At 52.9% G+C, this 11,961-nt stretch carries 11 protein-coding genes; 8 read left to right on the top strand and 3 right to left on the bottom strand.

Features of this window, described 5'->3' with window-relative positions:
• Positions 1 to 1,038: a type IV pilus twitching motility protein PilT gene (locus ACMHXI_RS20650; protein WP_025009461.1), complete on the bottom strand. Its 1,038-nt coding sequence runs from the start codon at positions 1,036 to 1,038 to the stop codon at positions 1 to 3.
• Between the two features lie 36 nt (positions 1,039 to 1,074).
• Between ACMHXI_RS20650 and ACMHXI_RS20645 the strand changes: the two genes are divergently transcribed.
• From ACMHXI_RS20645 to ACMHXI_RS20610, 8 genes are all read left to right on the top strand, one after another.
• Positions 1,075 to 1,770, top strand: coding sequence for a YggS family pyridoxal phosphate-dependent enzyme (locus tag ACMHXI_RS20645; RefSeq protein WP_115388995.1), 696 nt, complete (start codon positions 1,075 to 1,077; stop codon positions 1,768 to 1,770).
• A 132-nt stretch (positions 1,771 to 1,902) separates the two neighbouring features.
• A complete protein-coding gene (proC, locus tag ACMHXI_RS20640; RefSeq protein WP_115388996.1) occupies positions 1,903 to 2,721 on the top strand; it encodes a pyrroline-5-carboxylate reductase in 819 nt (272 codons plus the stop codon).
• A 23-nt stretch (positions 2,722 to 2,744) separates the two neighbouring features.
• Positions 2,745 to 3,296, top strand: coding sequence for a YggT family protein (locus tag ACMHXI_RS20635; protein WP_025887553.1), 552 nt, complete (start codon positions 2,745 to 2,747; stop codon positions 3,294 to 3,296).
• On the top strand, positions 3,296 to 3,583 hold the full coding sequence (gene yggU, locus ACMHXI_RS20630; protein WP_037467122.1) for a DUF167 family protein YggU: 288 nt from the start codon (positions 3,296 to 3,298) through the stop codon (positions 3,581 to 3,583). The genes ACMHXI_RS20635 and yggU overlap by 1 nt, the downstream gene beginning before the upstream one ends.
• A 62-nt stretch (positions 3,584 to 3,645) precedes the next feature.
• A complete protein-coding gene (locus ACMHXI_RS20625) occupies positions 3,646 to 4,080 on the top strand; it encodes a DUF4426 domain-containing protein (protein ID WP_025887551.1) in 435 nt (144 codons plus the stop codon).
• A 219-nt stretch (positions 4,081 to 4,299) separates the two neighbouring features.
• Positions 4,300 to 4,902: an RdgB/HAM1 family non-canonical purine NTP pyrophosphatase gene (gene rdgB, locus ACMHXI_RS20620; RefSeq protein WP_208165807.1), complete on the top strand. Its 603-nt coding sequence runs from the start codon at positions 4,300 to 4,302 to the stop codon at positions 4,900 to 4,902.
• Positions 4,902 to 6,038 (top strand): radical SAM family heme chaperone HemW, encoded by a 1,137-nt coding sequence (gene hemW / locus ACMHXI_RS20615; RefSeq protein ID WP_096141507.1) that lies wholly within the window; start codon positions 4,902 to 4,904, stop codon positions 6,036 to 6,038. Before rdgB ends, hemW begins: the two co-directional genes overlap by 1 nt.
• Positions 6,039 to 6,515: 477 nt before the next feature.
• Positions 6,516 to 8,375: a DUF885 domain-containing protein gene (locus ACMHXI_RS20610; RefSeq protein ID WP_413736001.1), complete on the top strand. Its 1,860-nt coding sequence runs from the start codon at positions 6,516 to 6,518 to the stop codon at positions 8,373 to 8,375.
• A gap of 441 nt (positions 8,376 to 8,816) precedes the next feature.
• Here ACMHXI_RS20610 and ACMHXI_RS20605 read toward each other — a convergent pair whose 3' ends face one another.
• The gene (locus ACMHXI_RS20605; protein ID WP_335900739.1) at positions 8,817 to 9,764 is read right to left on the bottom strand and encodes a LysR family transcriptional regulator; all 948 of its coding nucleotides are present in this window, start codon (positions 9,762 to 9,764) and stop codon (positions 8,817 to 8,819) included.
• A gap of 315 nt (positions 9,765 to 10,079) precedes the next feature.
• The gene (locus ACMHXI_RS20600; RefSeq protein WP_071237907.1) at positions 10,080 to 10,883 is read right to left on the bottom strand and encodes a YggN family protein; all 804 of its coding nucleotides are present in this window, start codon (positions 10,881 to 10,883) and stop codon (positions 10,080 to 10,082) included.
• Positions 10,884 to 11,961 lie beyond the last annotated feature (1,078 nt).

Genomic DNA, 11,961 nt, shown 5'->3' with positions numbered 1-11,961 from the left:
TTAGAAATTCGCTTGTTTGTTGGAGCTCTTGGCCATGGCATCTTCCCGACTGATCAAGCCGCGATTCACCAGGTTCTGCAGGCTCTGCTCCAAAGTTTGCATGCCATGGGCCATACCGGTTTGGATAGCAGAATACATCTGTGCCACCTTGTCCTCACGGATAAGGTTTCGGATAGCCGGGGTTCCCATCATGATCTCATGGGCCGCCACCCGGCCGCCGCCAACTTTCTTGATCAGGGTCTGGGAGATAACCGCCTGCAACGACTCAGACAACATGGTACGCACCATGTCCTTCTCGCCTGCGGGGAATACGTCAACCACACGGTCAATGGTCTTGGCCGCCGAGGTGGTGTGCAAGGTACCGAACACCAAGTGGCCGGTTTCTGCCGCGGTCATCGCCAGGCGTATGGTTTCCAAATCCCGCATCTCACCGACCAGGATGACATCCGGGTCTTCACGCAGGGCGCTTCTGAGGGCGGCGTTAAAGCTGTGGGTATGGCGATGCACTTCCCGCTGGTTGATAAGGCATTGCTTGTTTTGGTGCACGAATTCGATAGGGTCTTCAATGGTGAGAATATGATCGTGACGGTTCTCATTGACGTAATCTATCATCGCCGCCAGGGTGGTACTCTTACCCGAACCTGTGGGGCCGGTTACCAGCACCAGGCCGCGAGGATATGAAGCAATTTTCTTGAAGATTTCCGGCGCGCCCAGTTGTTCCAAAGTCAAAATGTCGCTGGGAATAGTACGAAAAACCGCGGCGGCGCCGCGGGACTGATTGAAGGCATTGACACGAAAACGCGCCAGATTGGGGACTTCAAAGGAAAAGTCGATTTCCAGAAACTCTTCATAATCCTTACGCTGCTTGTCATTCATTATGTCGTAGACAAGTCTGTGAACCCCTTGGTGATCAAGCGCAGGGACATTAATCTTTCTGACCTCGCCGTCGACGCGTATCATGGGAGGCACACCGGCCGACAGGTGCAGATCCGAAGCGTTATGCTTTACACTAAAGGCCAATAATTCAGTGATTTCCATAGTTTGGGATATCCGTTCAACCAAAAAGTTTACATCATGACAACAATAGCAGACAGACTGGCGCTAGCCCAGCGCAGGATAGCTCAAGCGGCGCAAATTTCGTCCCGAAATGCAAGCGAGATCAAGCTGCTGGCTGTCAGCAAGACCAAGCCGATCGCCGACATTGAACAAGCTTATGCCGCCGGGCAACGTTGCTTTGGCGAAAACTATGTCCAGGAGGGGCAACAGAAAGCCATGGAACTGGCGCAGCGCTGTCCCGATATAGAATGGCACTTTATCGGCCCGCTGCAATCCAATAAATCAAAAATTGTCGCCGAGCACTTCCATTGGATGCACACCCTGGAGCGGGAAAAAATTGCCCGCCGCCTGTCGGAGCAGCGCCCAGAAGGCATGCCACCACTGGAAATCTGCATCCAAATCAATGTTTCGGGTGAAAGTTCCAAAGCAGGAATAGCAACACAGAGCGAGATGTTTCAGTTGGCAAGCCTGGTGGACTCATTGCCCAACCTCAGACTCAGGGGACTGATGACAATTCCCAGTGCCGGTGAAGGTCCAAGGCTTGAGGCGGAGCTGTCGCACATGCAGCAACTGTTTGCCAAACTGAAGCTCAAGTTTCCACAGGTGGATACCCTGTCCATGGGTATGAGTCAGGATCTTGAGCTCGCCATCGCCAAGGGCTCTACCATGGTCAGAGTCGGCAGCGCTATTTTCGGCGAGCGTAACTACGGCTGATAAACCAGCCAATAAGATCTGAGATTGGCCGCTGAGACCTTGTTTTTGATAGTATTGGCCCAAATACTAATATCTCCCGCACGGTCAAACCCGATGCGGGATACACTCCAATCACAAGTGACAGGGGACAGCATGGCTCAAAAGAAAATCTGTTTTATCGGCGCCGGCAATATGAGCCGCAGTATCATCAGCGGGCTGGTGGGCAGCGGTTATCCGGCTGAATTGATCCAGGCCAGCAACCCAAGCACAGGTAAACTCGATGCCCTCAAGCGCGATTTCGGCATCCTCACTACCACAGACAACCAAGCCGCCTGTGACTGGGCCGATATCATAGTGCTGTCGGTCAAACCGCAACTGATGCAGCAGGTGTGCGAGCAACTGGCAACACTGCCGCTGGCCAACAAGCTGTTTATTACCATAGCGGCAGGGATCCCGGCCACCAGATACAATGACTACTTCGGCCAGCAGATTAAGCTTATCCGCACCATGCCCAACACCCCAACCCAACTTGGCTATGGCATGACAGGCCTTTATGCCGCAAGTGGGGTTGAGCAGGCGGATAAAGATCTTTGCCAGCAGATTATGGCCAGTGGCGGCGAGACTCTGTGGGTAGACAAAGAAGCGGATCTCAATTTGGTAATCGCCTTAGCGGGCAGTTCTCCGGCCTATTTTTTCCTGTTTATGGAAGGCATGATGGATGCAGCCAAAGAGCTGGGGCTGGATGAATCCAAGGCCAGGTTACTGGTGCAGCAGGCGGCGCTGGGTGCCTCACAGATGGTGATTCAAAACCCTGAGCTGAGCGCCGGCCAACTGCGGCAGAATGTCACCTCCAAGGGCGGTACCACCCATGAAGCGGTGGAAACCTTCCAACGGGGTGATCTCAAGGGACTGATCAAGCAAGCAATGAATAACTGTATTGCCAGGGCTGAAGCCATGGCCAAAGAATTCTAAACGACCCAAGGGCGAAACTTTTCATGAATGAAGCATTGATTTACCTGATTACAGTCGTATTCGACCTCTATTTTATGGTAGTCATACTGAGGATCTGGCTGCAGCTGGTGCGGGCAGATTTTTATAACCCCTTCAGCCAGTTTATCGTCAAGGCCACCCACCCTATTGTGGCGCCCATGCGGCGGATACTGCCCTCCATAGGCAGTCTGGATACGGCCTCTGTGGTGCTGGCGCTGCTGGTAGTGGTAGTCAAAATACTCTTGCTGACCCTGATGGCGGGCCAGGCGTTCAACTTGGTTGCAACCTTGATGTTTGCCCTGGTGTCCTTGTTCAAAAAGGCCGGGGTATTGCTGTTCTGGATCCTGATCATTCGCGCTATCCTCAGTTGGGTCAGCCAGGGGCGCAACCCGATTGAATATGTGATGATGCAGTTGACCGAGCCGCTGCTGGCGCCCATTCGCCGCTTCCTGCCGCCCATGGGCGGGCTGGACTTGTCGCTGCTGGTGCTGATGGTGTTGATGAATTTCGTCAACATACTGCTGGCCAAGACGATTCCTTTCTGGGCCATCGCTTGATGAAAGCCGTTAGTTGGGAGCAGCAGGATCTACTGCTCAATCTCTATATCCAGCCCAAGGCCAGCCGGGATCAACTGGTTGGCCTGCATGGTGAAGAGTTCAAGGTGGCCATTACCGCGCCACCTGTGGACGGCAAGGCCAACGCCCACCTGACCAAGTATCTGTCCAAGGCCTTCAAGGTGCCCAAGGGACAGATAGCCATAGTCAAGGGAGAACTGGGCCGCCACAAGCAGGTGCGTATTGAAGCGCCCAAGATACTGCCCGCTGAAATCGAGGCCTTGCTCTGATGCCATGGCAGCAGACAAGGGACTATAATCAATTCAACACACTTAACCTCAGGTAAAGCATTATGTTGCGCAAATTTTTGACCCTGCTTTTGTGTCTCGGCTCTCTGGCCGGTGTCGCCCAAGCCGAACAGAAGCAGACCGTCGGCCAGTTCGATATTCACTATATGGCGCTGGGCAGCACCTTTTTGACGCCATCCATCGCCAAGAGCTACGGCATAGAACGCAGCCGTTACACGGGTATCATCAATATCGCCGTATTGGATACCAGTGAAGAGGGCAATCCGGCAGTACCGGTCGAGATATCCGGCCTGGCCAACAATCTTATCGATGCCAGGATGCAGTTGAAATTCCGCGAAATTCGCGAGGGTGATGCCATCTACTATATTGCCGAGGTGCCCTATCGCGACGATCAGGAGATTAACTTTCAAATCCTGATAAAACACGGCAACGAGCTCAACACCACTCTGGCGTTCAAACAGAAATTCTACGTCGATTGAGCAGCACATTCCGTCAATAGAGCGCCGCCGAATGAGCGGCGTTTTTTATGGCCGCCCCGAGTGGGTATTGACCGCCGACTTAGAGAAACGACAACAGCCATTAGGGCTCAAACCTTCCACGGCTCTACTTGTTTTCGCACCTTTTCATTGTCGCTGAGTGAGTAAACTCTTTTGCAAAATGGTACTATTGCCGGCATTGCGAAATAAGGAAAATCCAAGATGAAACAGATAGTGCTTGCCAGTGGCAACAAGGGAAAACTCAAAGAATTCGCCGAGATGTTCAACGCCTTCAATATTGAGGTGTTGCCACAAAACCAATTCGATATGCCTGAAGTGGCGGAAACCGGCACCACTTTTGTTGAAAATGCCATTATCAAGGCGCGCCATGCCGCCGAAATCACCGGCCTGCCCGCTATCGCCGATGACTCAGGCCTCGAAGTTGATGCTCTGGACGGCGCTCCCGGCATCTACTCCGCCCGTTACAGTGGCGCCAACGCCACGGCCGAAGGCAACTACAACAAGCTGCTTGGCGCCATAGAGGCAACGCCTGCCCCCCGTACCGCCCGTTTCCAGTGTGTACTTGTGTATATGCGTCATGCCAAGGATCCGACTCCCATCATCTGCCAGGCCGCCTGGGAAGGGGAAATAGGTTTTGAACCCAAGGGCGACAATGGCCATGGTTATGATCCCGTATTCATTCCCTGTGGTTACCAGCAAACTGCCGCCGAGCTCAGCAGTGATGAAAAGAACCATCTCAGCCACAGAGGCAAGGCGCTGAAATTGCTGCTTGAAGCCTTCAAACAACAGGGGATCCTCGGCTGATGCTGACGCTGCCACCGCTGAGTCTCTATATTCATATTCCCTGGTGTGTGCAGAAATGCCCTTACTGTGATTTCAACTCTCACGGAAAACAGGGTGAGCTGCCACAGCAGGAATATGTCGATGCCCTGCTTGGCGATCTCGACGCCGACCTGCACTATGTTCAAGGCCGGCAACTGCACAGCATCTTTATCGGTGGCGGCACCCCCTCCCTGTTCGATGCTGCCCAGATAGGCAGGCTGCTGCAAGGCGTGAACCGGCGCATTGCCTTTGCCGATGACATAGAGATCACCATGGAGGCCAACCCAGGCACTCTGGAACATGATGACTTCAGCGCTTACCGCGCCGCAGGTGTCACTCGCCTCTCCATCGGTGTGCAGAGCTTTGCCAAAGACAAGCTCAACCTGCTGGGGCGAATTCACGGCAAGGACGAAGCAGTCAACGCCGCCAAAGGCGTTGCCGCAGCCGGATACCAGAGCTTTAACCTGGATCTGATGCACGGTCTGCCGAACCAGAGCTTTGAAGAAGCCATGGCCGATATCGACACGGCGGCGGCGCTCAATCCTCCGCACCTGTCCTGGTATCAGCTCACCATAGAGCCAAACACCCTGTTTCATTCGCGCCCGCCGCAGCTGCCGGACGATGAAGCGCTTTGGCACATCTATGAACAGGGCCAGCAAAGACTTGCGGCCCTTGGCTACCAGCAGTATGAAATATCCGCCTACGCCAAACCCGGTTTTCAGTGCCGCCATAACCTCAACTATTGGGAATTCGGTGATTATCTGGGAATTGGTTGCGGCGCCCACGGCAAGCTGACGCTACCGGAGCAGGACCGCATAGTACGCACGGTAAAGATAAAACATCCAAAGGGTTATTTGGCCACAGAGGATTATCTATTTGAGGTAAGTGACGTGCTGCCGGAAGACAGGGCGCTGGAGTACCTGATGAACAGGCTGCGACTGATGAGCCCCATCCCCTGGAGCGAATTTGAAGCGCGCACCGGCGTTGCGGCCAACACCCTGGATAAAGGCATGCAGCAGGCCGCCGAGCGCGGGCTGGTGGAGATCACTCCCGGTTACTGGAAGCTCACCAACAAGGGGCATATGTTCGTCAACGATCTGCTGTCGCAGTTCTGTTAACTCCATCTCTTATTAGCCTCCTCTTGCTGCTGCCAAAGCGAAAGCAGCAAGAGGAAATATTTTCTAACATTTACGCCAAAGGAAGGTGTATATAAGCCCTCGTGGCACTCTGGCTTCCACAGCAATTGGCATTCAAGGCATCTGACTGAAGGCATGCCGGGGCCTGCCAAAGTCGGATAACGCCGAAAGCCTGTTGCTGTGGAAGCCCCAAAGGGCGTGTCTTACAGACCTGTCTGCTGTGTTGTGACTCTTGCAAAGGGCTTGCCATTCGCTGCGAATCACGCCTTGCATCCAAGCCTGTAAGCCAACGCAGAGCACACATGGGGCTTGTACACACCTTCCTTACGTTACCGTATTCCATTAGGATAAACTTCTTTAGACGCAAATGAGCCATAGCAGTCGCGGTTTCTGTGCGTCTTTCCTAACTCGGGCCATCGTCATCCGGCCTGCCATTGCCAAGAAAAAAGGAAGTTGTCCATGCCTATAACCATAAGAAAAAGTCTGTTGACGCTGGCCCTTGGCGCCGTTTTAAGCAGCAGTTATCCCCTTCTCGCCCAAGCCTCCGTCTCCGGGCAGAGTAACCAAGCATCAAACCTGGCTCCTGAGGTCATCAAGGCCGAATCCGCCAAAGCCAACGCCCTGTTTGAAGCCATCTTCAACGAAGATGTCGCCGCTAGCCCGGTGCGGCAGACCTTTCTTGGTATCAAAACAGATTACGGCAAATGGGACTCACTGGGCGATGCGGCCGATGATGCCGCGCTTGCTCGCGCCAAACAGCAGCTTGGGCGCCTGTCGCTACTGGATCCGACAAAGTTGGACTCACAGAGCAAGTTGAGCATGGAGCTGTTGACCGCCAAGCTGCAACGCCAGATCCGCGATGATAAGTTCCGCCACTACAACTACCCGGTCAACCAGATGTACGGCATTCACTCGCTGGTGCCTTCATTATTGATAAACCAACACTCGATAGCCGACGAAGCCGATGCCCGCGCCTATATCAGCCGTATAGCCGGGGTTCCTGAACTGTTCGAGCAGTTGATTACCGCCCTCGAGGTTCGCGCCGAGGAAGGCATAATCGCCCCCAAGTTCGTATTCCCCTACGTGCTTTCAGACAGTCGCAATATTATTCATGGCGCGCCGTTTGATGGTGAGCCGGACAGCGCCATCTGGGCCGACTTCAAGAGCAAGTTGGCAAAACTCAAGCTGGATGAAGACACCCAAAATAAACTGCTGGATCAAGCCGCCATCGCCCTCAAAGAACAATTGAGGCCAGCTTACCAAAAGCTGATTGCCTATCTCGAAACCCTGGAAAAACGGGCCGACAGCAGAGATGGTGTCTGGAAATTCCCGAGCGGCAGCGCCTTCTATAACAATGCCCTGGCCAATACCACCACCACAGAGATGAGCGCCGATACCATTCATCAATTAGGACTGGACGAGGTCGCCAGGATCCACGGCGAAATGCGCGCCATCATGGACAAAGTTGGCTTCAAGGGCGATCTCAAAGCCTTCTTCGAGTTTATGCGCCAGAATGAGGGCTTCTACTTCCCGGACAATGACGCCGGCCGCAGGGCCTACTTGAGAGAGGCCACCGCCCTTATCGATAACATGAACTCGCACCTGGATGAAGTGTTCAAGGTAAAGCCCAAAGCGCCTTTGATAGTCAAACAGGTGGAAGCCTTCAGGGAGAAGTCTGCCGGCAAGGCTTTCTACAACCAGCCCTCGGCCGATGGCAGTCGCCCGGGAACTTACTATGCCAACCTCTATGACATAATGGCTATGCCCAAATACCAGATGGAGGCACTGGCCTACCATGAAGGGATCCCCGGGCATCACATGCAGATAGCCATAGCCCAGGAACTGGAAGGACTTCCCAGCTTCCGTCGCTTCGGCTCTTACACGGCTTATATCGAGGGCTGGGGCCTTTATAGTGAGTACTTCCCCAAGGAGATGGGGCTTTACAGCGATCCTTACTCAGACTTTGGCAGATTGGCGATGGAGCTATGGCGCTCCTGCCGTTTGGTGGTGGATACCGGGATCCATGCCAAGAAATGGACTCGAGAGCAAGCCATAGCCTATTACATGGATAACACTCCCAATGCCGAATCTGACGCAGTAAAAATGGTTGAGCGGCACATAGTTATGCCCTCGCAGGCAACCGCTTACAAGGTGGGGATGAACAAGATACTTGCGCTTAGAGCCTACGCCAAGGAGGCGCTGGGTGAGCGTTTCGACATTCGCGCCTTCCACACCCTGGTATTACAAAACGGCCCCTTGCCGCTGGATGTACTTGAGCAGGAAGTAAAAGACTGGGTGGCCGCGCAAAGCCAGGCTTGAAATTGAATCAACTGCCGCTCCCGTGAGCGGCTTTTTTATGCGCTTGATTCCCTCCTGAAAACAGGCATAAAAATACCCCGGCCACCTGGGCCGGGGTAAACCAAAATCAGGATGATGGTTTTAAGGCCGACATTGTTTTAGTTCGAAAACCTGGGTCGGCATTGATAAGGGCTTAACACTCTGTGTTGAACCAAGCAGTCTACAGCAGGAGGGGTCAGTCCCACGGCACACCCGTATGTTGGTTCCACCCGAATCAACTGCAACCATTGTATTGATTTCAGAACAGACTGCAACAAGATTATTAAAAACCTTTAGGATTCACTAAACAATAAAGCGATAAAAAAACCAACAAAATCTCAATATCTATATGATATAAAAACAAAAAACACCCAAGCGGAACTTGAGTGTTTTTCATTGTTCTATTATAAGAACGATATTTCTTTATTTTTCCTGGCGCAGGGCAAACAGATCTGCGTATTTTTTGTCCCAATAGGGTGGTGTACCTATGTGATCCTTAATGAACTCGATAAAGGCACTCACCTTGGGAGCCAAGTGTTTACGTCTTGGATAAACCGCCTGCAGCGGCAGATGGTGGGTCAGTTGCCAATCGGGAAGTAGAGGAACCAGAGTGCCTTTTTCTATTTCATCTTCCAGCAGATAACTGGCGAGATAAACCACCCCAAGCCCGCTGACAGCGGCAGACTTGAGCGCCGGCGCATTGTCGACTCTGAAATTACCCGAAACCCCTATCTCACAGTAGTCATCGCCCTTCTTGAATTGCCAGACGCTGTGCTCATGCCATTCACCGTGGTAAACCAAACAGTTGTGCTCCACCAGCTGCTCCGGCCGGGCCGGCATACCGTGGGCCGCAACATACCCGGGGGAAGCCACCAGCAGGAACTGACACTTCATCAGCGGGCGGGCCACCATACCCAGAGGCAGTTGCTCTGACATGGTCAGCAGCAGATCCAGGCCTTCACTGACCACATCAACCTTATGGTCCAACAGGCTCACCTGCAGCTCGAGATCCGGGTGACGAGTCATAAACTCGGGCAGTGCCGGAATAATATGCATGGTGCCGAACGACTGGGAGATCCCTACCTTGAGCACGCCTCGGGTGGCATCATTGAGGTTGTGCACACTGGCCACCGCCTGATCCGCATTCCGGAGCAGTTCTTCCCCCTGCACATACAGCAGATTACCGGCTTCGGTGAGGCTTAAGCTACGGGTTGTTCGCTGGATCAACTGGATCCCGAGTTTATGTTCAAGATCGGCAACCTGGGTACTGACCTTGGATTTGGATATTCCAAGCCTGCGCGCCGCGGCACTGAAGCTGCCGGCACGGGCGACATGAGTGAAAATAGCGATAGGTTCTAACAGTTCTAACATGAAAGTCGCCTTAAGCCGTTTACAACACTGGTAAAAGCTTTCCTGGAAAAGCGACGGGCCTCACCGTCAAGACCCCAAATTGGGGTGTGGGCTGCCGGGTTTTGGAAAGCGCACTGGGTAGAGTCACTGAGTCCTGACTTGGGTGTCAGTTTTATTATTTTTGCGAAGTATACCAATTCTTTCTTATTGACTCTAACCCAAGGATAGCCTTGAGCCAAAAAAACCGCCGCAGTGATGGCATAATCAACAGATAATCAATAAAAAACCCCTGTATCAAGGGAGGGGAAGATACAGGGGGAATCACCAGCTTAAATCTTATTGCTGCAGTTCAACCTTGCCGGACAGTACCTGGAATTCGCCCAGCTCAGGGATCTGCTTGCGTAACTTGTCTTCCAGCACCACCAAACGTTGGAAGTTGTCGCAAAGCGCGTCGGCTCTCTGCTCCATCTCCTGGGCGCGGGACTCCATTTGCACTTCAATATCCTTGCCCATCTTTTCCATCTTCTGGCTGAAGGCATTGATCTTCTCATCAAAGGTTTCGCCCTCACCTGACATCATGGCACTGCCCATGGCCATCATCAAACTGCCTAGCGACTGCTGTACCAGTTGCTCTATTTCTTTGGAAAACTCATCACCAAAGGCGTTTTCCAGCGACTCTTCAGTGGCCCCGAGGAAGTACTGGTCACCATTGCGATGAGCCACTTCATAGACTCGCTGTTGCAGACTGCCCATGGTTTCATCCAACTTGGCACCGGCGGCATCACCCAAGAGTGGTGTCAGGGCCATGCTCACGGCCTCGCTCGCCATGGTGACGGCATCTTCCACCAAAGAGATAACTTCGGGTAACTGCTGAGCCATGGCATCCGAGTACTCGTTGACAAGCTTGCTCTGCTCGGCATTCAAGGCCACTTCTTCACCTTCCACATAAAGGCGGCCCGGCTCAATTCGATAGTGTTCTTTCCCTTGATTACTGACACTCAGCTTCTTGGGTTCCAGTGATATGTCGTAGTTGAGTGACATCTCGCATTGCTCATCTCTTGGCTCAAAGTTGATCGCCATAGCAGGCGCCGCCGCAAACAGTGCACACACCAAAGATATTCCACCAATTGCTTGTTTCATTCTGTCTTCCCTCTCGTTTTAATCTGCCGAGTAAACTTGGTTACCGCTTATGGCTCAGAATAAGGCAGACTTTGTGCCAAAGTTATAATCAACTGATACTAAAAGAATAAATATCAAGTATGGCAGCAGAATATGAAAATCCACCATCTAGGAGTGGCAAATTTTACCAACTTGTAGCCGTTATGATGAATAAGACACAAGAAACCAAAGAAAGGTTTAACAGGGAAAGCTCTGGATGGCCAAGACAGTTCCTTTTCTTCACTGCATTCGGGATTAAAAGCCATAATAGCCGCTGTGCCAGCAGCCTAAAGTCGTGGAGCAAGTGCATCCATGCACAAGAGCCAGGTCGCCCCTTCGAACCAATTGGCTACAATGCCAGCGACGGCTCCAAAGGGGGAGTTGGTGCAATTCTGTGAGAATAGCGTTGCTTGAAACTGCTTATATGCCCACAGAAATACGCCCATATTCCAGGCACAGGCGGAACTGTGACCGTCGAAAACAAGGATGTTTTCGTCGAGGCTACAAGGACGTATTAACGCCGAGTCACAGGATCGCCTGTGCGAAAGGCCGTTCTTGGACATCCTGTCCTTCACGGCATTCAGGCTTCCTGCCTATCCGCACCGCAGGTGATGGGCTGCAACTTAGCTTGCAGCTAAAACCAGGTTTATTGGTGAGTTTTGGCTTAAAGCCATGATAGCCGCTGTGCCTGCGGCCTAAAGTCGTGGTGCAAGTGCATCCATGCACAAGGGCCAGTTCGCCATCCCTGGCTCTCGCTCGTAAGCATGTCGCTATGCGACACTCGCCAAACCACACCGGGCAAGGAGCTTTGCTTGTCCAAAGCCCCTAGCATCCCCAAGGACACCCCCGACGTAGCCGAAATCCCCGCTGGCTTATGAAACAAATTGGCTACACTCAGGACTCGCCAAACGCATCCATGCATAAGGGCCAGCTCGCCTTCCTTGGCTCGTGCTCATGAACTTGTCGCTTCGCAACATTCGCCTTGCTCGACCTTCGAGCCTCGACATCCCTGTCTCGGCTACGCCAATTTGCAACAACGCCAGCGGCGGCTCCGAAGGGG

It is taken from the genome of Shewanella sp. BJSY2023SW005 (assembly GCF_047314585.1).
Classification (GTDB): Bacteria; Pseudomonadota; Gammaproteobacteria; order Enterobacterales; family Shewanellaceae; genus Shewanella; species Shewanella algae.
The sequence above is the reverse complement of the archived record's forward strand: the minus strand, read 5'-3'. Positions and strand labels throughout refer to the sequence as shown.